Annotated in this window: 24 protein-coding genes; 7 read left to right on the top strand and 17 right to left on the bottom strand. The window is 66.9% G+C overall.

The annotated features are described in order from the left end of the window. Positions 1-10: 10 nt before the first annotated feature. Positions 11-1,015, bottom strand: coding sequence for a phosphate/phosphite/phosphonate ABC transporter substrate-binding protein (gene phnD, locus NUU27_RS10100; RefSeq protein ID WP_257761972.1), 1,005 nt, complete (start codon positions 1,013-1,015; stop codon positions 11-13). A gap of 312 nt (positions 1,016-1,327) precedes the next feature. On the opposite strand from phnD, the gene NUU27_RS10095 reads away from it, so the two are divergent. From NUU27_RS10095 to gndA, 3 genes are all read left to right on the top strand, one after another. Next, positions 1,328-2,191, top strand: a complete 864-nt coding sequence (locus NUU27_RS10095) for an HAD-IIB family hydrolase (protein ID WP_257762000.1) — start codon at positions 1,328-1,330, stop codon at positions 2,189-2,191. After that, entirely contained in the window at positions 2,191-2,961 is a 771-nt protein-coding gene (locus tag NUU27_RS10090) for a DeoR/GlpR family DNA-binding transcription regulator (RefSeq protein WP_257761971.1), read from the top strand. Before NUU27_RS10095 ends, NUU27_RS10090 begins: the two co-directional genes overlap by 1 nt. Positions 2,962-3,082: 121 nt before the next feature. Beyond that, entirely contained in the window at positions 3,083-4,510 is a 1,428-nt protein-coding gene (gene gndA / locus NUU27_RS10085) for an NADP-dependent phosphogluconate dehydrogenase (RefSeq protein ID WP_257761970.1), read from the top strand. 32 nt (positions 4,511-4,542) lie between these two features. Here gndA and ureG read toward each other — a convergent pair whose 3' ends face one another. The 5 genes from ureG to NUU27_RS10060 form a co-directional block, all read right to left on the bottom strand. Further along, the gene (gene ureG / locus NUU27_RS10080; protein ID WP_257761969.1) at positions 4,543-5,160 is read right to left on the bottom strand and encodes an urease accessory protein UreG; all 618 of its coding nucleotides are present in this window, start codon (positions 5,158-5,160) and stop codon (positions 4,543-4,545) included. Positions 5,161-5,266: 106 nt separating this feature from the next. After that, positions 5,267-5,965 (bottom strand): urease accessory protein UreF, encoded by a 699-nt coding sequence (locus tag NUU27_RS10075; RefSeq protein ID WP_257761968.1) that lies wholly within the window; start codon positions 5,963-5,965, stop codon positions 5,267-5,269. Continuing rightward, a complete protein-coding gene (locus NUU27_RS10070; RefSeq protein WP_257761967.1) occupies positions 5,922-6,401 on the bottom strand; it encodes an urease accessory protein UreE in 480 nt (159 codons plus the stop codon). The genes NUU27_RS10075 and NUU27_RS10070 overlap by 44 nt, the downstream gene beginning before the upstream one ends. Before the next feature lie 208 nt (positions 6,402-6,609). After that, positions 6,610-7,152: a peroxiredoxin gene (locus NUU27_RS10065; RefSeq protein WP_257761966.1), complete on the bottom strand. Its 543-nt coding sequence runs from the start codon at positions 7,150-7,152 to the stop codon at positions 6,610-6,612. Positions 7,153-7,354: 202 nt separating this feature from the next. After that, complete coding sequence (locus tag NUU27_RS10060; RefSeq protein WP_257761965.1) at positions 7,355-7,984, bottom strand: LysE family translocator; 630 nt, start codon at positions 7,982-7,984, stop codon at positions 7,355-7,357. A gap of 180 nt (positions 7,985-8,164) precedes the next feature. Here NUU27_RS10060 and NUU27_RS10055 point away from each other — a divergent pair, with 180 nt between their 5' ends. Continuing rightward, positions 8,165-8,413, top strand: coding sequence for a type II toxin-antitoxin system VapB family antitoxin (locus tag NUU27_RS10055; protein WP_257761964.1), 249 nt, complete (start codon positions 8,165-8,167; stop codon positions 8,411-8,413). Then, positions 8,410-8,823: a type II toxin-antitoxin system VapC family toxin gene (locus NUU27_RS10050; RefSeq protein WP_257761963.1), complete on the top strand. Its 414-nt coding sequence runs from the start codon at positions 8,410-8,412 to the stop codon at positions 8,821-8,823. The genes NUU27_RS10055 and NUU27_RS10050 overlap by 4 nt, the downstream gene beginning before the upstream one ends. 15 nt (positions 8,824-8,838) lie before the next feature. Here the strand turns inward: NUU27_RS10050 and ureC are convergent, their stop codons facing one another. The 10 genes from ureC to urtA form a co-directional block, all read right to left on the bottom strand. Beyond that, positions 8,839-10,548 carry an urease subunit alpha gene (ureC, locus tag NUU27_RS10045; RefSeq protein ID WP_257761962.1) on the bottom strand — a complete coding sequence of 570 codons (1,710 nt, stop codon included), beginning with the start codon at positions 10,546-10,548 and terminating at the stop codon, positions 8,839-8,841. Next, positions 10,548-10,853 carry an urease subunit beta gene (locus NUU27_RS10040; RefSeq protein ID WP_257761961.1) on the bottom strand — a complete coding sequence of 102 codons (306 nt, stop codon included), beginning with the start codon at positions 10,851-10,853 and terminating at the stop codon, positions 10,548-10,550. The genes ureC and NUU27_RS10040 overlap by 1 nt, the downstream gene beginning before the upstream one ends. A 23-nt stretch (positions 10,854-10,876) precedes the next feature. Next, positions 10,877-11,458, bottom strand: coding sequence for a HupE/UreJ family protein (locus NUU27_RS10035; RefSeq protein ID WP_257761960.1), 582 nt, complete (start codon positions 11,456-11,458; stop codon positions 10,877-10,879). 23 nt (positions 11,459-11,481) lie between these two features. Then, positions 11,482-11,784: an urease subunit gamma gene (locus NUU27_RS10030; protein ID WP_257761959.1), complete on the bottom strand. Its 303-nt coding sequence runs from the start codon at positions 11,782-11,784 to the stop codon at positions 11,482-11,484. Between the two features lie 15 nt (positions 11,785-11,799). Beyond that, a complete protein-coding gene (locus tag NUU27_RS10025) occupies positions 11,800-12,651 on the bottom strand; it encodes an urease accessory protein UreD (RefSeq protein ID WP_257761958.1) in 852 nt (283 codons plus the stop codon). A gap of 4 nt (positions 12,652-12,655) precedes the next feature. Continuing rightward, complete coding sequence (urtE, locus tag NUU27_RS10020) at positions 12,656-13,360, bottom strand: urea ABC transporter ATP-binding subunit UrtE (RefSeq protein WP_257761957.1); 705 nt, start codon at positions 13,358-13,360, stop codon at positions 12,656-12,658. A 2-nt stretch (positions 13,361-13,362) separates the two neighbouring features. Beyond that, positions 13,363-14,109 (bottom strand): urea ABC transporter ATP-binding protein UrtD, encoded by a 747-nt coding sequence (urtD, locus tag NUU27_RS10015; protein WP_257761956.1) that lies wholly within the window; start codon positions 14,107-14,109, stop codon positions 13,363-13,365. A 4-nt stretch (positions 14,110-14,113) separates the two neighbouring features. Next, a complete protein-coding gene (urtC, locus tag NUU27_RS10010) occupies positions 14,114-15,280 on the bottom strand; it encodes an urea ABC transporter permease subunit UrtC (protein WP_257761955.1) in 1,167 nt (388 codons plus the stop codon). Further along, positions 15,277-16,896 (bottom strand): urea ABC transporter permease subunit UrtB, encoded by a 1,620-nt coding sequence (urtB, locus tag NUU27_RS10005; protein ID WP_257761954.1) that lies wholly within the window; start codon positions 16,894-16,896, stop codon positions 15,277-15,279. The genes urtC and urtB overlap by 4 nt, the downstream gene beginning before the upstream one ends. A gap of 136 nt (positions 16,897-17,032) precedes the next feature. Next, positions 17,033-18,328 carry an urea ABC transporter substrate-binding protein gene (gene urtA / locus NUU27_RS10000; RefSeq protein ID WP_374566316.1) on the bottom strand — a complete coding sequence of 432 codons (1,296 nt, stop codon included), beginning with the start codon at positions 18,326-18,328 and terminating at the stop codon, positions 17,033-17,035. A 274-nt stretch (positions 18,329-18,602) separates the two neighbouring features. On the opposite strand from urtA, the gene NUU27_RS09995 reads away from it, so the two are divergent. Continuing rightward, entirely contained in the window at positions 18,603-21,977 is a 3,375-nt protein-coding gene (locus NUU27_RS09995) for an ATP-binding protein (protein WP_257761953.1), read from the top strand. After that, positions 21,970-22,902: a DNA-binding response regulator gene (locus NUU27_RS09990; protein ID WP_257761952.1), complete on the top strand. Its 933-nt coding sequence runs from the start codon at positions 21,970-21,972 to the stop codon at positions 22,900-22,902. The genes NUU27_RS09995 and NUU27_RS09990 overlap by 8 nt, the downstream gene beginning before the upstream one ends. A gap of 24 nt (positions 22,903-22,926) precedes the next feature. Here NUU27_RS09990 and NUU27_RS09985 read toward each other — a convergent pair whose 3' ends face one another. Beyond that, positions 22,927-23,511, bottom strand: coding sequence for an NAD(P)H-dependent oxidoreductase (locus tag NUU27_RS09985; RefSeq protein WP_257761951.1), 585 nt, complete (start codon positions 23,509-23,511; stop codon positions 22,927-22,929). Positions 23,512-23,652: the final 141 nt, after the last annotated feature.

The following is a 23,652-nucleotide window of genomic DNA, read 5'->3' as shown; positions in this document are numbered from 1 at the left end:
AGGAGGAGGACTATTCCTTGGCGAGGTCCTGCGGCGTGTATTTCACGCCGTTCGCCTTCTGGATTTCCCGGATCACGGCCCAGTCCTTCTCGTAGGTCACGGGCACGAACTTGCTGACGCCGGAGAACTCCTCGCCGAGCGCCGTTCCCGTGAAGTCGAAGGTGAAGAAGGCTTCCTTGATCTTCTCCACCAGCGCCGGGTCGAGATCATGGGCGTAGGTGTAGGAGGTGGTCGGGAAGGGATCGGATTCCCAGACGATCTTCACCTCTTCGGGATCGTAGAGATCGCGCTCGGCCATGCGCTCCACCACCTCGGAGGCGACCGGGGCGGCGTCGTAGTCGCCGGCCACAACGCCCAGCATCGACTGGTCGTGCGAGCCGGAATAGACGACCTCGTAATCCTGCTCCGGCGTTATGCCGAGACCGGGGAAAAGCGCCCGCGGCGCCAGGTTGCCCGAGTTCGAGGTGGGCGAGGTGTGGGCGATGCGCTTGCCCTTCAGGTCGGCCATCGCGTCGATGCCGGAATCCTTGCGCGTATAGACCTGCAGCTTGTAGCCGAACCGTCCGTCCTCCGACCCCATGATGGCGAAGGGCACGGCGCCCGCCAGGTTGACGGCGAAGGGTGTCGGGCCGGTCGAGAAGCCGGCGATGTGCAGGCGGCCGCTGCGCATGGCCTCGACCTCGGCGGAGTTCGACTGCACGGCGAAGAACTGCACGTCCTTGCCGGTCACGCTCTTCAGGTGCTCGATGAAGGGCTCCCAGATGTCGGCGTAGATCGCCGGGTCTTCCACCGGCGTGTAGGCGAAGACCAGCGTGCCGGGATTCTGCAGCTTTGCCGGATCGGTCGGCGCATCGGCCACGAGATCGCCGTCGGCATCGCAATACATGGTGTCGAGCTGGCCGCGATTGGCGCAGTCCTGGGCCTGGGCCGCCGTGCCGTAGAAAAGCGCAGTCAGGCCGAACAGAGCCGCCGCGGCGCCGCCTGCAAGGCGGTCATTGATTGTGATGAATGTCATGTCGTTCCTCCCTGGCGCTCCGGCCTGAAAACCGGAACAGGCTTCCGGCCGGCGCGATGCGCAATTCTCAAGAACTTGCAGCGCCCTGTGCCCCTGAGGCCGCACGGCGCTGCCGGGTCCGCCTCTTCAAACCCGCGTGTCGCAAACCGTAGCGGAGTTTTGTGGTAGTTTGCAACAGATCGCACAAGAAATTTTGAAATTCCCTCGAAAATTTGTGAAAAAGTGATTAGAAGCGTGGCAGATCGCTCGACAATGGAGGAGGCGCGAATGGCTCGAGGAGCGGTGAATGCGGCGGCGGAAGGTAGTTCCGCGATGCGTCCGTTTCGTCAGCTCGATGCCGGGCGCCTCGGCGCCATCGACTTCGTGCTCACCGACATCGACGACACGCTGACCACCGACGGGCGCCTGCCGAGCATCGCCTATGAGGCGCTGGAACGGCTCAGCGACGCGGGCATCAAGGTGATTCCCGTCACCGGCCGTCCGGCCGGCTGGTGCGATCTGATCGCGCGGCTGTGGCCCGTCGATGCGGTGGTGGGCGAGAACGGCGCCTTCTATTTCGCCTGCGAGGCGGGCGGCGGAATGACCCGCGTCTTCGCCCAGTCCGACGAGAAACGGCGTGCCGACCGGCAAAGGCTCGACGGTCTCGCGGCGGCGATCCTGGCCGGCGTCCCTGGGGCGCGGATCTCTGCCGATCAGCCGTTCCGCGAGGCGGATCTGGCCATCGATTTCGCCGAGGACGGACCGCGGCTCGAGGACGGGGCGATCGACCGCATCGTCGCCTGTTTCGAGGCGGCGGGCGCCGTTGCAAAAGTGTCATCGATCCATGTCAATGGATGGTTCGGGCACTATGACAAGCTGGCGATGACCCGCCGCCTGTTCGCGGAGCGTTACGGGCTCGGGCTCGACGCGGAGAATGGCAGGGCGATCTTCGTCGGCGATTCGCCGAACGACGCGCCGATGTTCGGCTTCTTCGACCACAGCGTCGGGGTGGCGAACTTCGCCGATTTTTGCGATGTGGTGGCAACACCGCCGAAATGGATCACCAGCCGCGCCGGCGGTGCCGGCTTCGCGGAGGTGGCGGATGCCGTGCTCGGGGCTTTAGCATTTTGCAGTCAGGCGGAATCGCCTGACGTCCGCATAAATGCGGAAAATCAAAAGGGCTTTAGGGAGGGCTGATGGCGCGCTTGCGCAAGAACGACCGCCGCAACCAGATCCTTCTGGAGCTGCAGCACCATCCGCATGTACGCACCTCCGATCTTGCCGCCCGCTTCGGCGTGTCGACCGAGACCGTGCGCCGCGACGTCGAGGCGCTGAGCCGCGAAGGTCTGATCCAGCGGGCCTATGGCGGCGCCTCCGTCGCGCCGATGGGCGCGCAGCCGCCTTTCGGCGAGCGCGACCAGGCGCGCATCGAGGAGCGGGCGCGCATCGCCCGCCGCGCCGCCGAGCTGGTGCGGCCCGGTGAGGTGCTGATGATCGATGCGGGCTCCACCACGCATCAGTTCGCGCTCTGTCTGGCGGCCACGGCGAGCGACCTTACCGTTTTGACCAACAGTGTCGCCGTCGCCTCGGCGCTTGCCCAGAACGAGACGATACAGGTGGTCATCTGTCCGGGCGATTTCATGGCCCGTGAAGTGGGCATCTATGGTGCCGAGACCATCGACTTCATCGGCCGGTACAATGCCAACCGCGCCTTCATCGGCGCCAGCGGCCTCACCTGCAAGGGCATCACGGAGGCCAACCGGCCGTCGGTCGCGGTCAAGCGGGCGATGCTGCGCCAGTCGCGCGAGGCCTATCTGCTGGTCGACCACACCAAGTTCGACGTCGACCTCGTCGCCACCGTCGAGCCGCTCGCCGCGCTCACCGGCGTCATCACCGACGAGCCGCCGGCGGGGCTGCTTGCCGATGCCCTGCGCGACGACGACGTTGAGATCCACGTCGCACGTTGATATCGGCGTTGCTGGGCGCTGAACGCCCGGCAAACGACGAAACGATCCACGGCGGTAATGCATGGCCGGGCCGGCTGGTGCATAGTGCCGTCATCACCCGACTGATTTGGAGAGCACTGTTATGGCGAAAGCGGATATCGGCCTTGTGGGTCTGGGCGTGATGGGCGCGAATCTGGCGCTCAACATCGCGGAAAAGGGCTACACGGTCGCCGTCAACAACCGGTCCGCAGCCAGGATAGACGACTTCATGGCGACGGCGCGCGAACAGGGCCTCGACGGCCGCACCATGCCCGAAGCCGACCTTACCGCCTTCGTGCAGTCGGTAAAGGTGCCGCGTTCGATCATCATCATGGTCAAGGCCGGCCGGCCGGTGGATGATATGATCGAACAGCTTCTGCCGCTGCTCGAGGCGGGCGACGCCATCCTCGAATGCGGCAACTCGCTGTTCAGCGACACGCAGCGCCGCTTCGACTACCTGAAGCCGAAGGGCATCGGCTATCTGGGCGTCGGCGTTTCCGGCGGCGCGGAGGGCGCGCGCCACGGGCCCTCCATCATGGTCGGCGGCTCGAAAGAGCAATGGCATCACGCCGAACCGGTGCTGAAGGCCATCGCCGCCAAGTTCAAGGGCGAAAGCTGCTGCGCCTGGCTGGGCGAGGGGGGTGCCGGCCACTTCGTCAAGACCATCCACAACGGCATCGAATATGGCGACATGCAGATGATCGCCGAGGTCTATGGCGTTATGCGCGACGGGCTCGGCATGGATGCCGGCGCCTGCGCGGAGGTCTTCAAGCGCTGGAACGCGGGGCCTCTCAACTCCTATCTGATCGAGATCACCGGCCATGTGCTCGAGGCTGTCGACGGCGAGACCGGCAGGCCGCTGGTCGAGCTCATTCTCGACAAGGCCGGCCAGAAGGGGACCGGCGTCTGGTCGGCGATCGCCGCGCAGGAACTCGGCGTGCCGGCGACGGCCATCGAGGGGGCGGTCGCCGCCCGCTCCATTTCCTCGCGCAAGAGTGAACGCATCGCCGCCGAGGCCGTCTATGGCAGGCGGCAGGACGGCAAGGCCGGGATATCCATCGACGATCTGGAAAAGGCGCTGCTTGCCGGCAAGATCGTCTCCTACACGCAAGGCTTCTCCGTCATCGCCCGGCAGTCGGAGGCGCAGGGCTGGGGCCTCGAACTGTCGACCATCGCGAAGATCTGGCGCGCCGGCTGCATCATCCGCTCGCGCTTCCTCGACCAGATGGCGAGCGCCTTTGCCGGCGACGCCTCGACCAATCTTCTGATGGTGCCGGATTTCGTGACGCTGATGAAGGACTGCCATCCGGCGCTGCGCCGGGTCGTCGCGGCGGGGGCGCTCGGCGAGCTGCCGCTCATCTGCCTCTCGTCAGCGCTTTCCTATTTCGATAGCTACCACCAGGCGCGGGGCACCGCGAACCTGATCCAGGGGCAGCGCGATTTCTTCGGCGCGCATGGGTTCGAGATCGAGGGCCGCGGCAGCGACCTGCACGGCGTGTGGCCGGCGACCATCAGCGAGGCGGCGGAGTAAGTCGCTCCGGCCGGCGGGCCGGCCGAAGCGCTTCAATGCTGCAAGCCGCCCGCCTTCTCCACGAAGGCGACGATCTCCTCCAGCCCCTTGCGCCGCAGGAGGTCGCTCATCACATAGGGCCGCCCCGCGCGCACCGTTTCGGTGTCCTGCCGCATCACGTCGAGGTCGGCGCCGACATGCGGGGCAAGGTCGGTCTTGTTGATGATCAGGAGATCGGACCGGGTGATCGCCGGACCGCCCTTGCGCGGGATCTTCTCGCCCTGCGCCACGGAGATGACATAGAGCGTCAGGTCGGCAAGGTCGGGCGAGAAGGTTGCCGCGAGGTTGTCGCCGCCGCTCTCGATCAGCACGATGTCGAGGTCGGGAAAGCGCCGGTTCAGCCCGTCGATCGCCGCCAGGTTCAGCGAGGCGTCCTCGCGGATCGCCGTGTGCGGGCAGCCGCCCGTCTCCACGCCGACGATGCGGTCCTCGGAGATCGCCTGCAGGCGCGCCAGGATCAGCGCGTCCTCCTTGGTGTAGATGTCGTTGGTCACCACGGCCATCGAATAGCGGTCGCGCATCGTCTTGAGGAGCATCTCGCACAGCGTCGTCTTGCCGGAGCCGACCGGTCCGCCGATGCCGATGCGTAAGGGGCCGTTCGATGATGTCATGGATGCGTGTCCTCAGTTGAGCCGCGGGGCGACTGGAAAAACAAAAGATGGAGCGCCTGCAGAAAGTGCACGGCGCTGACCAGCAAGAGCGGAGCGACCGTCAGGCTCATGACTTGAAGATCCTCGTCGCCAGCGTCTCGTGCTGCATCTGAGCAATGTCCGCCGCATAGGCCGCGCCGCCGATGGCCTCGAGCGGTGCCCGAAGGGCCGTTTCCGCCTCGTCGCCGATGGCTGTTTCGAGCGCGGAGAGAATGGCGAGCCCCTCGCTCTGGCCGATCGGCACGAGGCGCACGGCCACGGAGATCTGCGCCTGCACGAAAGCCGTCAGGAAGGCGATCAGCGTCGCCTGCGCATCCACCCGGTGGGCAGCGGCGACGGCGCCGAAGGCGATCGGATAGGCACAGGGCGAGGGCAGGCCGGCATAATGTGGTGAAGGCCAGGCCTCGGCCGCCAGGATGAAGGCCTCGCCCATCGCGGTGGCCTCGTGGTGCCGCTCGCTGGCCGGCGTCAGCGCCAGGCACAGGTCCGAGAGCGCGCCCAGCCTTGCAGCATCGTCGAAGGCGCGATGGGCATGGGCGAGCAGGATCGCATCGTTGCGCGCCCCGCCGCTCCTCAGCGTGCCCTCGATCCACTCCTGCGCCTGGGCGCGCGTCGAGACGCGGCCGTCGGCGATGGCGGTTTCGAGCCCGGCCGAATAGGCAAAGCCGCCGACCGGATAGGCCGGCGAGGCCCAGGCAAGCAGCCGCTGCAGGGCGCGGGTGTCAGCCATGCTCGTGGTGATGGTGATGCCCGTGATCATGGCCATGCCCGTGGCCGTGATAGGCGCCGCGCTCGGGCGAAAAGGGGGCGGTCACCTCCCTCACCGTGGCGCCAAGACCGGCCAGCATGTCGCGGATCACATGGTCGCGGCCGATCAGGATCGTGTCTTCGCGGATTTCCGCCGGCAGATGCCGGTTGCCCAGGTGCCAGCACAGCCTGGCAAGATGCAGCCGGTTGCGCCCGGTCACCGTGTAGAGCGGCTCGTGCGCCGCGCGGATCTCCACCAGCCGGCCGTCCTCCAGCACCAGCGCATCGCCATCGGCCAGCGCCACGGCGGCCGGAAAGTCGACCAGCACCTCGTCGCCGCCGGCAAGCGTCAGGAGCTTGCGCCGCAGGTGCCGTTCGTCGTGTGCCAGCGTCACGCTGTCGAAGGGCGTTCCCGGCAGAGCTCCCGCATGGGCATGGGATGTGGCGCGAATCATGCGTGGTGGTCTCCTTGCATTCGGTGGCCCGTCTTTCGCCGATATGGCCGTCTCGAGAGGCTCCGATCCTAGATCGGGATGCGGAAAAGTGTGAAGCGGTTTTCCGCCTGCACCCGCTCTAATTTTCAGGAATCGATCGCGGCGCGCGGAAACGAAAAAACCCCGGACAGGGTGCTCCGGTCCGGGGTTTTCGACGCGTCGGTTGTCCTCAGGCGGCGACGGCGTCGCCGGCCTTGAGGTTCTCGAGAATGTTCTGCGGCGAGGACACGCCGTAGGGATCGCTATCGCAATTGTCGGAGAAGCCTTCTTCCTCGAACCACTTCTCGACGATGCCGTTGTCGATCACGGCGGCATAGCGCCAGGAGCGCATGCCGAAGCCGAGATTGTCCTTGCGCACCAGCATGCCCATCTTGCGCGTGAACTCGCCGGAGCCGTCCGGGATCAGCTTCACGTTCTCTAGCCCCTGTGCCTTGCCCCAGGCGTTCATGACGAAGGCGTCGTTGACGGAGATGCAGTAGATTTCGTCGGTGCCCAGCGCCTGGAACTCCGGGTAGAGCTTCTCGAAATCGGGAAGCTGGAAGGTGGAGCAGGTGGGCGTGAAGGCGCCCGGCAGCGAGAACAGGATCACGCGCTTGCCGGCGAAGTAATCGGCGGTGGTCTTGTCTTCCCAGCGATAGGGGTTAGGCCCCTCGATCGACTCGTCGCGCACGCGGGTGCGGAAGGTGACCTCGGGAACTTTGCGGATGGTCATGAACTGCTCCTTCGACAAATATCCAGCGGCACCCCGAAAGAATGGGGCGGCTTCGCTATCGGCTTGATGGTTCCTGCGATCGGGAGGAGGATCGCGGAGTAGCGGTCGGAATAGAGCATGTTGCAGGTGCGAAGAAAAGACCTTGCGGCGCGGCATTCCGCAGCATGTCGCGGCGATTCGGTGGGGTCGCCGCCGGGCTTGCTCAGCCCCGGGAAAAGGCCATCGTTCCGCCCGAGACGATCAGCACCGCGCCCACCAGCCGGTTGAGATGGGCAAAGACCCGCTCGGATTTGAGCACCTTGCCGAGCAGCACACCGGCGACCGCATAAAGCGCGACGGCGGCGATTTCCAGCAGCAGGAAGGCGCCGCCCATGGCGGCGAGTTGCTGCCAGGCGGGCTCGCCGGCGCGGATGAATTGTGGAAAGAAGGCGGTGAAGACGGCGATCGCCTTCGGGTTGCTGATCGCCATCATGAAATCGCGCCGCATCAGCGCCCCGAGCGCCGAATCGAGCGCCCGCGCGGCGGCCAGCGCACGGGCCTTCCGCCAGAACTGGATGCCCACATAGACGAGGTAGACCGCGCCGGCGATCTTGATGACCGTGAAGGCGGTGGCCGAGGCCGCCAGAACCGTGCCCAGCCCGATCACGGTGATCAGGATCAGGAGCGTGAAGGCCGGCATCCGCCCCATCCCGCCGACAAGGGCCGGCACCAGGCCAAGCCGCGCGGCATTGGCGAAGGCCAGCATGTTGTTCGGGCCAGGCGCGCAATTCAGCGCGAAGCAGGCCGGAATGAAGAGCGACCAGGCGATCATCGGGAAAGCGTCCTTCGACATGTTCGGTTGCAGCCCGCTCCCTCGTGGTGCCGGGCCGGATGCGCGCAGAAGATGCTGTAGGGCAAAATCACGCGTTCCGCCATCGATTCCGTTGCCTGGCCGGTTTGCCATCCAGCCATCAACAGCCATCTTGATGGCAACGGCGGCATGGCCTATATTCTCTCTTGAAAGGAACCTGCCATGGCCGAGCCACAACTGTCCGTCCGAAGCGCCAGGGCCCGCGATCTGGCGCATCGGCTTGCACGCCGCGAAAAGCGGTCGATCGCCGATATCGTCGAGCGGGCGCTGGAGGCCTACGAGATCCGCGAAGCAGGCCGCGAGCCGGCGGCTTCGTTCTATGCCCGGCTGGCGGAAAATCACGGCACCGATATCGATCTCGAAGCGCTCATCCGTGAGCAGCGGACCGTCCATCCGGGCCCTGAGCTTTGATCTTTCTGGACACCAACGTCGTTTCCGAGAGCCTGCGCCGTTCCCCCGATCCGGCGGTTCTGGCCTGGCTCGTCCGTCACGATGCGGAGCTCGCCCTGCCGACGGTGACGATCGCCGAGATCGCCTTCGGCATCGGCAAGATCAGGCCGGATGAGCGGGCGGCACGGTTGGAGGAGGGCCTGTCCGAATGGCGCCGGCGCTTTGCCGACCGCATCTTCGGCCTGACCGAGCAGGCCGCCCTTGCCTATGGCGACATCATGGGCACTGCCGTGCGGCAGGGCGCGGGCATGTCGGCGCCGGACGGCATGATCGCCGCCATCGCGCGCGTCAATGGCGGCCGGCTGGCGACGCGCAACCTGGCCGACTTCCGCACCACCGGGCTCGACCTTGTTTCGCCCTGGGATTTCTGACGGCTTTTCCGCCTGTCAGAACAGGAAATATCGCTGCGCCATGGGCAGCACGTCCGCCGGCTCGCAGGTCAGCAATTCGCCATCGGCGCGCACCTCGTAGGTTTCCGGATCCACCTCGATATGCGGCGTCGCGTTGTTCAGCACCATGGCCTGCTTGCCGATGCCGCTGCGCGTGTTCTCGACGGCGAGCATCGCCTTGTCGACGCCGAGCCTCTCCCTCACGCCGGCCGCAAGTGCCGCAGCGGAGGTGAAGGTGACGGAGGAGGCGCTGACCGCCTTGCCGTAGGCGCCGAACATCGGCCGGTAATGCATGGGCTGCGGCGTCGGGATCGAGGCGTTGGGATCGCCCATGGGCGCTGCGGCGATGGTGCCGCCGATCAGCACCATCTCCGGCTTCACGCCGAAGAAGGCAGGGGTCCACAGAACGAGGTCGGCGCGCTTGCCGACGGTGATCGAGCCGATGTGGCGCGACACGCCATGCGCGATGGCGGGGTTGATCGTGTATTTGGCGATGTAGCGGCGGACGCGCACATTGTCGTTGTCGCCCGTCTCCTCGGCCAGCCTGCCGCGCTGCCGCTTCATCTTGTCGGCGGTCTGCCAGGTGCGGATCAGCACCTCGCCGACGCGGCCCATCGCCTGGCTGTCCGACGAGATGATCGAGAAGGCGCCCATGTCGTGCAGGATGTCCTCGGCGGCGATCGTCTCCTTGCGGATGCGGCTTTCGGCGAAGGCCACGTCCTCGGGGATCGACGGCGACAGGTGGTGGCACACCATCAGCATATCGAGATGCTCGGCGATGGTGTTGCGCGTGTAGGGCCTGGTCGGGTTGGTGGAGGAGGGGATTACGTTGGCGAGCCCGGCTACCTTGATGATGTCCGGTGCGTGGCCGCCGCCGGCGCCCTCGGTGTGGAAGGCGTGGATGGTGCGGCCCTTGAAGGCTGCCACCGTGTCCTCCACGAAGCCGCTCTCGTTCAGCGTGTCGGTGTGGATCATCACCTGCACGTCGAGCGCGTCGGCGACCGTCAGGCAGTTGTCGATCGCCGCCGGCGTCGTGCCCCAATCCTCGTGCAGCTTGAGGGCGCAGGCGCCGGCCAGCACCATCTCCTCCAGCGGCTCCGGCAGCGAGGCGTTGCCCTTGCCGGCAAGGCCGATGTTCATCGGGAAGGCGTCGAAGGACTGGATCATGCGCCCGATGTGCCAGGCGCCGGTGCAGGTGGTGGCAAGCGTGCCGTGCGCCGGCCCGGAGCCGCCGCCGAGCATGGTGGTGACGCCGCTCATCAGCGCTTCCTCGATCTGCTGCGGGCAGATGAAGTGGATGTGCGCGTCGAAGCCGCCGGCGGTCAGGATCCTGCCTTCGCCGGCGATGGCCTCCGTGGACGGGCCGACGACGATGGTCACGCCCGGCTGCGTGTCGGGGTTGCCGGCCTTGCCGATGGCGGCGATCACGCCGTCCTTGAGCCCCACATCGGCCTTGTAGATGCCGGTGTGGTCGAGGATCAGCGCATTGGTGATGACGGTGTCGACCGCGCCCTCGGCGCGCGTCGCCTGGCTCTGGCCCATGCCGTCGCGGATCACCTTGCCGCCGCCGAACTTCACCTCCTCGCCATAGGTGGTGAGGTCGCGCTCGACCTCGATGAAGAGCTCCGTGTCGGCAAGCCGCACCCGGTCGCCCGTGGTCGGGCCGTACATGTCGGCATAGGCCGCCCGCGAGATCGTCGTCGCCATCACAGCGCCCCCATGATTTCCTGACGGAAGCCGAACACCCGGCGCTTGCCCGAGACCGGCACCAGCGTGACCTCGCGCGTCTGCCCTGGCTCGAAGCGCACCGCCGTGCCGGCGGCGATGTCGAGCCGGCAGCCGCGCGCCTTCTCGCGGTCGAATTTCAGAGCCGGGTTGGTCTCGTAGAAATGATAGTGCGAGCCGACCTGCACCGGCCGGTCGCCGCTGTTGGCGACTTCGAGCGTGACCCGCTCGGCGCCCGCATTGATCTCGATGTCGCCGGGGGCGGTGATGATTTCGCCGGGAATCATGAGCGTTCCTCCTTGCCTGCCGTTCAACTGGCGAAGGCGAGCCAGAGGCCGGCGAGTGCCGTGGCTGCGCCGGCGGAGCGGGTAAGCAGGCCGGCCCTCCGCAGGCGTCCGAGCGCGATGCCCGCCCCTATGCCGGCCGTGTGAAGCATTGCCGTCGCGATGGCGAATCCTGCCGCAAAGGGCAGCGCCCCTGCCGCACCCAGTTCGCCGCCATGGGCATGACCGTGGAAGAAGGCGAAGAAGGCCACGGCCCCCATCACACCGCCGATCTTAAGGGGCAGGGCGAGCGCCACCATCAGCCCGACAAACACGACCGAGGCGAGGATGACCGGCTCCACGAAGGGCAGCGGCGCACCGAGAATGGCGGCCATGAAGCCCGCCGCCATCGTGCCGACGAAGACGGAGGGAACCAGATAGAGCGCCCGCCCGCCGAGGCTCGCCGCCCACAGGCCCACGGCCGCCATCACCAGAACATGGTCGAGGCCGAACAGCGGGTGCGAGAAGCCGGCCGCGAAGGAGCCATGCTCGGCCGGATCGAGATGGGCAAAGGCCGGCGCTGTCGCGGCAAGGGCGAAGAAGGCGGCAAGCGGGAGGCGTCGTAACATTCTGGTTCCCTCGTTCCTGTGGTCTAGCGAATGGGTTCGTGGACGGTGACGAGCTTGGTCCCGTCCGGGAAGGTCGCCTCCACCTGGATGTCGTGGATCATCTCTGGCACGCCCTCCATCACCTGTTCGCGGGTGACGACATGGGCGCCGGCCTCCATCAGCTCGGCGACGCTGCGCCCGTCGCGCGCGCCCTCCACCACGAAATCCGTGATCAGCGCCACGGCCTCGGGATGGTTGAGCTTGACGCCCCGCTCCAGGCGCCGGCGGGCGACCATGGCCGCCATGGCGACGAGGAGCTTGTCTTTTTCGCGCGGTGTGAGGTTCATGCGTCGTTTCCTGCTTCAGATGGTCCACAGGCGGGGCAGGGCGCCGGCGCCGGAGAGATGAGCGATGGCCGGCGCCAGGATGCGCCTCAGCGCGAGGCCGGACGGCGCCAGCAGGCGCACCACCAGCCGTTCGCCTTGCGCGCTCGCGCCGGCGGCCGTTCCGGCAGGCAAGAGCCGGCGCACGGCCGCGAGCCGCTCCTCGGCGTCGGGAACGACCGCCAAGAGGGTGGCGAAGGCGTTGCTGCCGGCCAGCAGCGACGATGCGTGCCGTTCGAAGCCGGTGCCGGCAAGCTGCGTCGCCTCGGCATGGATCAGCCGCCCCTCGCGGAAGATGCGCCATTGATCGGAAAGGCGCGCCGTCAGCGCCGTCTCCCCCATCGCCTCGCGCCCCAGAAGCACGGCCTCGACCGCGGTGAAGGTCGCGCCCGCCGCGAGCTCGACGGTGAGGCTGCGCTTCAGCCGGCTCTGTTCGAAGAGGATGGTCTCCTGCGGCAGCCAGTCGACATGGGCGCCGCGATGGGCGACGATGCGGGTCGCGACCTCGGCCGCGCCACCCGCCGAGCGGTAGATGCGCTCGCAGGCCTGCGTGGTGATCGACAGCCGCGTCTCCGCGCCGGCCTCGGCGTGCCAATTGAGCCGGTCGCCGCCCGTCAGGCCGCCGGACGTGTTGATGATGACCGCCTCCAGAGCCTCGTGATGCGCGCGCGGCAGACGGATCTTGGCGCAGCCCTCCTGGTAGAACGTCTTCAGCCGTGTCCGGCCGTCGCGGCGCACGACGCCGATGCGGCCCGTGCCCCGCGCCCGCTGGAGCCCGGAAGGGGATAAGAGGGGCACCTCGGAGAGGCTTGCCGCTTGCTGCGTGGTCACTGGCTCACACCATGAGATGGCGCTTGATCTCGGGCTTATCGAGATCGGAGGCGGGTCCGGTGTGCAGAATCTCGCCCCGATCCATGATGTGGATACTGTCGGCCAGGTCGCGGCAGAAGTCGAGATATTGTTCCACGAGGAGAATTGTCATGCCCAATTCGTCGCGCAGGAACTGCAGCGCCCGGCCGATGTCCTTGATGATGGACGGCTGGATGCCCTCCGTCGGCTCGTCGAGGATCAGCACCTTCGGCCGGGTCACCAGCGCCCGCCCGATGGCGAGCTGCTGCTGCTGACCGCCGGACAGGTCGCCGCCGCGCCGCGACAGCATGTCCTTCAGCACCGGAAACAGCGTGAACACCGTGTCCGGGATGCTGCGCTCGGCGGGCTTCAGCGGCGCGAAGCCGGTCTGCAGGTTCTCCTTCACCGTCAGCAGCGGAAAGATCTCCCGCCCCTGCGGCACATAGCCGAGGCCGAGCCGGGCGCGGGCATAGGGCGGTGTCCGGCGCATGACCTCCCCGCCGATGGCGATCTTGCCGCGCGCCACGGGCTGAATGCCGGCGATGGCCCGCAGAAGCGAGGATTTGCCGACGCCGTTGCGCCCGAGCACGGCGGTGATCCTCGCCGGCTCCGCCGCCACGCTGACGCCGCGCAGCGCCTGCGCGGCACCGTAGTAAAGGTCGATCGCCTCGACGGTGAGCCCGGTCCCCATGCTCATCTCCCCAGATAGCTCTCGATGACGCGCGGATCGGCGCTCACATGGTCGAGGCTGCCCTGCGCCAGCACGGACCCTTCGGCAAGCACGGTGACGCGTGCGGCGAGATCGCGGATGAAGCTCATGTCGTGCTCGACGACGACGACGGAACGGGTCGTGGCGATGTCTTTCAGGAGCTTCGCCGTCTCCACGGTCTCAGCATCGGTCATGCCGGCCACCGGCTCGTCGACCAGCAGGAGCTGCGGATCCTGCGCCAGCAGCATGCCGATCTCCAGCCACTGCTTCTGCCCGTGGCTGAGATTGGCGGCGCGTTCCTGCGCGCGGGCCGTGAGCCGCACCGTCTCCAGGATTTCCCCGATGCGATCGGTGTCCTCCTCGCTCGGATGATAGAACCAGGCCGAGAAAACATCGCGCGGCTTCTTCAGGGCGAGCTCCAGATTGTCCCACACCGTGTGGCTTTCGAAGACGGTCGGCTTCTGGAACTTGCGGCCGATGCCGAGTTCGGCGATGGCCGCCTCGTCGAGCCGTGTCAGATCGACCGTGCCGGAGAAATAGACCTCGCCCTCGTCGGGTCTGGTCTTGCCGGTGATGATGTCCATCATCGTCGTCTTGCCGGCGCCGTTCGGGCCGATGATGGCCTGCAGCTCGTTGTGCCCGACGATCAGCGACAGATTGTTGATCGCCCTGAAGCCGTCGAAGGAGACGCAGACGCCGTCGAGATAGAGAAGGGTTTCCTGTCGGCCCATGGTCCTACTCCGCCGGCGAGGGTTCGAGATCGCCCGAAAGGCCTGTCCCTTCCTCGGCGCGCGCCGAGGCGCGGCGGGCCTTCAGCGCCGACCAGCCGCCCGTGAAGGCGCCGACGATGCCCTTCGGCAGGAAGATGGTGACGGCGACGAACAGGCCGCCCAGCGCGAACAGCCAGAATTCGGGAAAGATGCCCGTGAACCAGGACTTGCCGGCGTTGACCAGCACAGCGCCGATGATCGGGCCGATGAGCGTGCCGCGCCCGCCGACGGCGGTCCAGATGACGATCTCGATGGAATTGGCCGGCGCGAATTCGCCCGGGTTGATGATGCCCACCTGCGGCACGTAGAGCGCGCCGGCGATGCCCGCCATGACGGCCGAGGCGGTGAAGGCGAAGAGCTTGTAGTGGTCGACCCGATAGCCGAGAAAGCGCGTGCGGCTTTCCGCATCGCGCACGGCCACCAGCACCTTGCCGAGCTTCGAGCGCACGATGGCCGAGCAGACGAGGAAGGCGAGCGCCAGTGCGATGGCGGACGCGGCGAACAGGGCGGCGCGCGTGGTGCCGGACTGGAGCGGCGCGCCGAGAATGTCCTTGAAGTCGGTCAGGCCGTTGTTGCCGCCGAAGCCCATGTCATTGCGGAAGAAGGCGAGCAGCAGCGCATAGGTCATGGCCTGGCTGATGATGGAGAGATAGACCCCGGTGACGCGGGAGCGGAAGGCGAACCAGCCGAACACGAAGGCGAGCAGCCCCGGCACCAGCACGACCATGAGCGCGGCGAACCAGAACATGTCGAAGCCGTGCCAGAACCACGGCAGTTCCTTCCAGTTCAAGAAGACCATGAAATCCGGCAGGATCGGGTTCGCATAGACGCCGCGGTCGCCGATCTGGCGCATCAGATACATGCCCATCGCATAGCCGCCGAGCGCGAAGAAGGCACCATGGCCGAGCGAGAGGATGCCGCAATAGCCCCACACCAGATCGAGCGCCAGGGCCAGCATCGCGTAGGTCAGGTACTTGCCGAACAGCGGCACGAAATGGTTGGGCACGCGCAGCGGGTGCCCGGCCGGCAGATAGAGGTTGGAGGCCGGCACCGCCACGGCGACGACGAGCAGCGCCAGCACGACGAAGATCGCCTTGCGGTCCAGCGCGCGAAAGAGGGTCTGGGTGATCATGCGTCCACCGCCCGGCCCTTGAGGGCGAAGAGCCCGCGCGGCCGTCTCTGGATGAAAAGGATGATGAAGACGAGGATCAGGATCTTGCCGAGCACCGCGCCCGCATAGGGTTCGAGGAACTTGTTGGCGACGCCGAGCGTCAGCGCGCCGACCAGCGTGCCCCACAGATTGCCGACGCCACCGAAGACGACGACCATGAAGCTGTCGATGATGTAGCTCTGGCCGAGATTGGGCGAGACATTGTCGATCTGCGACAGCGCCACGCCGGCGATGCCGGCGATGCCGGAGCCGAGGCCGAAGGTCAGCGCGTCGACCCAGGGCGTGCGGATGCCCATCGAGGAGGCCATGCGCCGGTTCTGCGTGACGGCGCGCATCTGCAGGCCAAGCGGGGTGCGGTTGAGCACGGCGAGAAGCACGGCGAAGACGATCAGCGCGAAGACCACGATCCACAGCCGGTTCCAGGTGATCGACAGGCCCCACAGCTCGAAGGCGCCGGACATCCAGGAGGGATTGCCCACCTCGCGGTTGTTCGGCCCGAAGATGGTGCGCACCGCCTGCTGCAGGATGAGGCTGAGGCCCCAGGTGGCAAGCAGCGTCTCGAGCGGACGCCCGTAGAGCCAGCGGATGATGCCGCGCTCGATGGCGATGCCCGCCGCCCCCGTCACCAGGAAGGCGAGGGGCAGGGCGATGGCCAGCGAATAGTCGAACAGACCCGGAAAGCTGTTGCGGATCACCTCTTGCACGGCGAAGGTCGTGTAGGCGCCGAGCATGACGATCTCGCCATGGGCCATGTTGATGACGCCCATCACGCCGAAGGTGATGGCAAGGCCGATCGCCGCCAGAAGCAACACCGAGCCGAGCGACAGCCCGTACCAGACATTCTGCATCGCGGACCAGAAGGCCAGCCTGTCCTCGATGGTGGCGATGCCGGCCCCGATGGCCGGCAGAAGCTCGGCGGAAGCATCGCCGCGCGCGCCGGTCAGGAGGGCCAGTGCCTCGCGGTCGCCCCTGGCGACGAGCGTGTCGACGGCCGCGACCTTGTCCGCCAGCGGGGCGGCGGATTTCAGCACCGCCGCGGCGCGTGCCTCCTCCATGGCGATCCTGGCGGCGGTGTCGCTTTCGGCGGCGATGGCCTTGTCCAGGACCTCGATGGAATCGGGATCGGCGGTCTTCAGCATGCTTCGCGCGGCCGCCAGGCGCATTGCCGGACTGCCGCCCATCAGCGTGAGCTGGCCGACCGCGCTGTCGATGGCGCGGCGCAGGCGGTTGTTGACGCGGATCCTGTCGAGCGCGCCCTTGTCCATCTTGCCGAGCGTCTCGCCGCTCAGCGGGTCGGCGGTGTCCATCGTGCTGCCGCGTCCGGTGGCGGTCACCACGGCGGCGCTGTCCTTCACCGCGTAGAGATCGCCCCTGCCGAGCGCGTCGAGCACCTTCGCCACGCGCGCATCGCCGGTCGCGGCAAGCTCCAGGATCACCTTTTCCCGGTCGCCATAGCCGCCCTTGGGCAGGGCCCGCACCAGCGCCTGAAGCGGATCGGTCTGCGCCATGGACGGTGCGGCAGCGGCCAGCAGAAGAAGCGCGGCGATCATGCTTATGGCGAGGCGTATGGCTGACATCGGTTGAGCCTGTGGTTGAGCCTGTGTGCGGTGCCTGTGTGTGGTTGGAGGCGCCAGCCCCTCATCCGGCCCTTCGGGCCACCTTCTCCCCGCCAGGGGGGAGAAGGTAAAGGTGAGGGGCGGGCCTGGGACTGCCTCAGCTTCCGCCGCCGCAGGCCTTCGTCTCGGTGTTGTAGTTCCCGCAGTTGATGGGGGCGGTCCAGTCGGCCTCGATCATCTTGGATTCGGGCAGGAAGTCAGACCAGGCATCGCCCGGCACCGTGCCTTCCGTCTCCCACACCACGTCGAACTGGCCGTCGTCCTGGATCTCGCCGATCAGCACGGGCTTGGTGACGTGGTGGTTGGGAAGCATCTTGGCGATGCCGCCGGTCAGGTTCGGCGTCTCCAGGCCGACGATGGCCTCGAGCACGGCGTCCGTATCCGTGGTGCCGGCCTTCTCGACCGCCTGGACCCACAGGTTGAAGCCGATGACATGGGCTTCCATCGGGTCGTTGGTCACCCGCTTGTCGTTGCCGGTGAAGGCACGCCACTTGTCGATGAACGCCTGGTTCTCCGGTGTGTCGACCGACTGGAAGTAGTTCCAGGCGGCGAGATGGCCGACGAGCGGGCCGGTGTCGATGCCGGCAAGCTCCTCCTCGCCGACCGAGAAGGCGACGACGGGAATGTCGGTGGCCGAGATGCCCTGGTTGCCGAGCTCCTTGTAGAACGGCACGTTGGCATCGCCGTTGATGGTCGAGACCACGGCCGTCTTCTTGCCGGCCGAGCCGAAGGCCTTGATGTCGGAGACGATGGTCTGCCAGTCGGAATGGCCGAAGGGCGTGTAGTTGATCATGATGTCTTCGGCGGCGACGCCCTTGTCCTTGAGATACTGCTCGAGGATCTTGTTGGTCGTGCGTGGGTAGACATAGTCGGTGCCAGCCAGAACCCAGCGCTCGACGCCCTCCTCGTTCATCAGGTAGTCGACGGCGGGGATGGCCTGCTGGTTGGGGGCGGCGCCCGTGTAGAACACGTTGCGCTGGCTCTCCTCGCCCTCATACTGGACGGGGTAGAACAGGATCGAGTTCAGCTCCTCGAAAACCGGCAGCACCGATTTGCGGCTGACCGAGGTCCAGCAGCCGAACACCGCGGCTACCTTGTTGACCGAGACCAGCTCGCGCGCCTTCTCGGCGAAGAGCGGCCAGTCGGAGGCCGGGTCGACCACCACGGCTTCCAGCTTCTTGCCGAGCAGCCCGCCCTTCTTGTTCTGCTCCTCGATGAGGAAGAGCATCGTGTCCTTCAGGGTCGTCTCGGAAATGGCCATGGTGCCGGACAGCGAATGCAGGACGCCGACCTTGATCGTGTCGTCGGCGGCGCGCACCGGGCCGAGCGACAGGGCCATTGCGCCCGTCAGCGCGGCGGCGAGCGTCGCGCGGCGTGTGAGATTGAGAGTCATCTGGTTGTTCCCCTGGCTGTTTTGCATGGATCGGGCATGACCTGTTCCCGACCTCGAAGCCGATTGTGCGATGCAGCAGAGGAGGCTCCTATACGTTGAATGACGTAGGTCGACTGGCCCGCGAATTGCGACGGCGGGAAAAGGCGAGGTTTCGCAGGGGATTAGCCGGTTACGACCGACAGCTTAAATTTTCAGCATATTGCGTATGTGATGAAAAAGTAGTCATCTGCAGGTTACGGCGAAAACGAGAGGCGAGGGGGCAGCCCGCAAATTCATGGCGCGACAGCGGATTCTTCCCATCAGGCGCGAGTACAATCGCTGGGTGGCCAACCAGACGCTCGAGGATTATGCGCTGCGCTTCACCGCGAAGAGCGCCCGCCGGTTTTCCAGCCAGCGCATCTCGCAGACGGCCATCGGCGCCATCTCCTTCCTGGCGCTGGAGGCGATCGGCGGGGCGATCACGCTTTCCTACGGCACGACCAATGCCTTCGTCGCCATCCTGATCGCCAGCGTCGTGATCCTCGTCATCGGTGTGCCGATCTCGCGCTATGCGACGCGGCACGGGCTCGACATCGACCTGCTGACGCGCGGCGCCGGCTTCGGCTATATCGGCTCCACCATCACCTCGCTGGTCTATGCCAGCTTCACCTTCATTCTCTTCGCCATCGAGGCCTCGATCATGTCGAGCGCGCTGGAGCTGGCCTTCGGCGTGCCCTTATGGGTCGGCTACATCGTCAGTGCCGTCGCCGTCATCCCGCTCGTCACCCACGGCGTGCGCCTCATCAGCCGCTTCCAGCTCCTGACCCAACCCGTCTGGATCGTCCTCAACATCCTTCCCTTCCTCTTCATCGCCTTTCTCGACTGGGAGAAATTCGACCTCTGGCGCGCCTTCGCCGGAGCGCAGGAGGCACCGGCGGCGGGCGGGCTCGCGCCCTTCGATCTCGTCAAGTTCGGCGCCGCCTCGGCGGTCATCCTGGCGCTCCTGACGCAGATCGGCGAGCAGGTGGATTTCCTGCGCTTCCTGCCGCCACAGGAGCAGTCGCGCAAGCGCCACCGGCTGGCGGTGTTCCTCGCCGGGCCGGGCTGGGTGCTGCTCGGGGCGCCCAAGCTGCTTGCCGGCTCCTTCCTCGCCGTGCTGGTGCTTTCCACGGGCGTGCCGGCCGAGCACGCCGCGGAGCCCGCGCAGATGTATGCGGTGGCCTTCGGCTACATGATCCCCAACGATACTGCGGCGCTCGTCCTGATGGCCGTGTTCGTGGTGGTCTCGCAGCTCAAGATCAACGTCATGAACGCCTATGCGGGTTCGCTCGCCTGGTCGAACTTCTTCTCGCGCCTGACGCACAGCCATCCCGGCCGGGTGGTCTGGCTGCTGTTCAACGTCGCCATCGCGCTTCTGCTCATGGAGCTTGGCATCTACCGGCTCCTGGAGGCGACGCTCGCCGTCTTCTCGATCATCGCCATGGCCTGGCTGTGCACCATCTCGGCGGACCTTTTCATCAACAAGCCGCTCGGCCTGGCGCCGCCCGGCATCGAGTTCAAGCGGGCCCATCTCTACGACGTCAACCCGGTCGGCACCGGCTCCATGGCGCTCTCGGCCGGCATGGCGCTCGCCGCCCATTTCGGTCTGTTCGGGACGCTCGCCGCGGCGCTTGCGCCCTACATCGCGCTGGTCGTCGCCTTCCTCGCCGCTCCGGCCATCGCCTGGGCCACGGGCGGGCGCTATTATCTGGCGCGCAAGGCGCGGCGCGCCTGGCAGGCGGAAGGCGCCATCACCTGTTCGATCTGCGAGCACCCCTTCGAGCCGGAGGACATGGCCTGGTGCCCGGCCTATGCGGCGCCCATCTGCTCCCTGTGCTGCTCGCTCGATGCCCGCTGTCACGACCTGTGCAAGCCGAAGGCGCATTTCCGGGCGCAGGCGGAAACGGTTGCCCGGCGCATCCTGCCCGCCGTCGCCATCGAGACGCTGCAGACGCGGCTCGGCCGCTACGGCATGGCGATGGGCTTCGCCGTGACCCTGATCGGCGTGATGCTGGCGATGATCCACATGTTCGCGGTTAGGGCGGCGCCGGAAACGGCGGATGTGGTGGGCGGCACCATCCTCGTCGTCTTCTTCGTCTTCACGGTCGTCGCCGGCATCGTCACCTGGTATCTGGTGCTGGCCGAGGACAGCCGCCGCGTGGCGGAGGAGGAAAGCTCGCGCCAGAACACGGCGCTGCTCAGGGAGATCGCCGCCCACGAGAAAACCGATGCGGCCCTGCAGCGCGCCAAGGAGGCGGCGGAGGCGGCCAACCAGGCCAAGAGCCGCTATGTGGTGGGGCTGAGCCACGAATTGCGCACGCCGCTCAACGCTGTGATGGGCTATGCGCAGATCCTCGAGCGCGAGGACGACATTCCCGCGCCGCGCAAGTCCTCCATCAAGGTCATCCGCCGCAGTGCCGAGCATCTGTCGGGCCTGATCGACGGCCTGCTCGACATCTCCAAGATCGAGGCGGGCCGGCTGCAGGTGCACATGGCCGAGGTCAATCTCACCGATGTGCTCGACCAGATCGTCGACATGTTCCGCCTGCAGGCGGAGGCGAAGGGGCTGGAGTTCCGCCACACGCGCGACAGGGCGTTGCCGCGTCACGTGCGCGCCGACGAGAAGCGGTTGCGCCAGATTCTCGTCAACCTGCTCTCCAATGCCATCAAGTTCACCGATGCCGGGCATGTCGCGTTCGCCGTCGCCTACCGCTCCGAAGTGGCGCATTTCCGCGTCGGCGACAGCGGACCGGGCATCGGCGAGGCCGACCAGGCCCGCATCTTCGAGCCCTTCGCGCGCGGCAGCGCCGAGCGCAACCGCCTGTCGCCGGGGCTCGGCCTCGGGCTGACCATCACCAAGCTTCTGGTGGAGACGCTGGGCGGCGACATCGCGGTGGAAAGCGCGGCGGGTGCGGGCGCGACATTCCAGGTGCGGCTGATGCTCGCCAAGGTGGATCGCCCGCTCGCCCGCGTCGCCAGCGAGCGCCGCATCACGGGCTATCGCGGGCCGCGCCGCACCGTTGTCGTGGTCGACGACAATGCCGAGCACCGCGAGATGATGCGCCACATGCTGCAGCCGCTCGACTTCACCGTGCTCACCGCCGCCGACGGCCCGGACTGCCTGACGCTGACGGAAGCAATTCAACCCGATCTCTTCTTCGTCGACATCCTGATGCCGGGCATGAGCGGCTGGGACCTCGTCAAGCGGTTGCGTGAGCGCGGCGTCGGCGTGCCGCTCGTCATGCTGTCGGCCAATGTCGGCGACGGCACCAACCGCAGTACGCGCGATGCCGGCCACAGCGATGCCATCGCCAAACCCTTCTCGCTGCAGCAGCTTCTGGAGAAGCTGGAGGGGCATCTGCGGCTCGAATGGATCTATGAGGGAGACGAGCCGGACGAGGCGTCCCGCGCCGCCGGCCGTCCGGCGCTGAGGTCGCCCGGCGCCGCCCATGTGCGCGAGTTGATCGACCTCGGCCAGATCGGCCATGTGCGCGGCATCGAAAGCAAGCTGGAGGCGCTTTCGCTTTCCCCGGAGAACACGCAATTCGTGGAGGTGCTGAGATCGCATATGCAGAGCTACGACTTTGCCGGCTACACGCGATTCCTGGAAAGCGTGAGCGGCGATGAGTGAGGCGGCAACGGCGCGGCCGGCCGGCGACATCGTGCTGGTGGTCGACGATTCCCCGGAAGCGCTGGGCTTCCTGGTGAGCGCCATGGAAGCCTCCGGCGTCACGGTGCTGGTGGCGCGCAGCGGCGAGGCGGCGCTGGGCATTGCCGATAGGCTGGCGCCCGACATCATCCTGATGGACGCCGTCATGCCCGGGCTCGACGGGTTCGAGACCTGCCGGCGGCTGAAGTCCATGGCCGGTGTCGCCCATGTGCCGGTCATCTTCATGACCGGGCTGACGGAGACGGAGCATGTGGTCCACGCTCTGGAATCGGGCGGTGTCGACTATCTCACCAAACCCATCAATCTCGACGAGCTCAACGCCCGCATCCGCGTCCATCTGGCCAATGCGCGCCGGGCGCAGAGCGCCCAGCTGGCGCTCGATGCGGCGGGGCGGCATCTCCTGGCGCTGTCTTCGTCCGGCAGGCTGCAATGGGCGACGCCGCAGGCGGCAAGGCTGCTCGACACGCCGGCCGCCGGAGGGCAGGCGCCGGAGCACCTGTCGCAACGGGTCGGGGAATGGATCGCCGCGCACGGCGCAGCGGCGTTTGCCGGGGAGACCCTGCCGCTCGATCCGGCGCGACCCGCCGGGCTGCAGCTCGTCTGCCTGGGCGCCATAGGACCGGACGAGCACCTGTTCCGCCTGATCGCCGGCGGCGGCGAGGATCAGGAAGCGGTGCTGCGCCAGCAGTTCGGCCTCACCCAGCGCGAGAGCGAAGTGCTCCTGTGGATCGCCCGCGGCAAATCCAACCGCGACATAGGCGAGATCCTGGGCCTCAGCCCGCGCACGGTGAACAAGCATCTGGAGCAGGTCTATGCCAAGCTCGGCGTGGAAAACCGCGCTTCGGCCGCCGTCAAGGCCACCCACGTGCTGCGGCTCGACGGGTGAGGCGAGACCGCTCCTGACTGGCTCTCACGCGGCCTTTGCGCCGAGTGCGCGCACGGTGTCCAGCCAGCGCCGGCGCTTCTCCTCGCTCGCCCCTTCGATCATGCCGAACAATGTCGTGCGGACGGGCGAGAACCCGGCGAATTTCAGGATGTTGCGGCGCAGATTGCCGAGGCCGTGCCCGAAAAACCAGAACCGGTAGACGAGGGCGGGCATGCCCATGGTGACGATGATGCGCGCCGACTTGCCCTTGAGCAGCGTCTCGGGGAAACCCGTCTTGCCATAGGCGAAGGCGACGCCCGGCCGCATCACCTGCTCCAGGAAGCCCTTCATGAGGGCCGGCATGGTGCCGAGCCAGAGGGGAAAGACGAACACCACGTGCTGCGCCCGGCTGATCGCCCCCTGCACGGGCTTCAGCGCCTCCGGGGTCTGGCCATGGAGGAAATCCTCCTGCGTGCGCAGGAGCGGGAAGTCGATCGCGGCGAGATCGAAGCTTTCGACCTCGTGCCCCGCCTTCTCGGCTCCTTCCCGATAGGCCTGCGCGATCGCTCGGCAAAGCCGCTCCGGTCCGGGATCCGGATGCCCGAGAACGATCACCACACGCTGCGCCATTGCCTTTTCCCCCGGCCTCTCCGCCGCCTCCCGCTCGATTCCAAAAAACTAATGCGGGATGCGGGCGGAAAACCACTTCGCACTTGTCCTCATCCCGCTCTAGTGGTGCGATCCCAACAGATGGTACCCATCTGTTGGGAT

The organism is Nitratireductor sp. ZSWI3 (assembly GCF_024655565.1).
GTDB lineage: Bacteria > Pseudomonadota > Alphaproteobacteria > Rhizobiales > Rhizobiaceae > Nitratireductor.
This window is presented reverse-complemented; position numbering and strand designations above follow the sequence as displayed.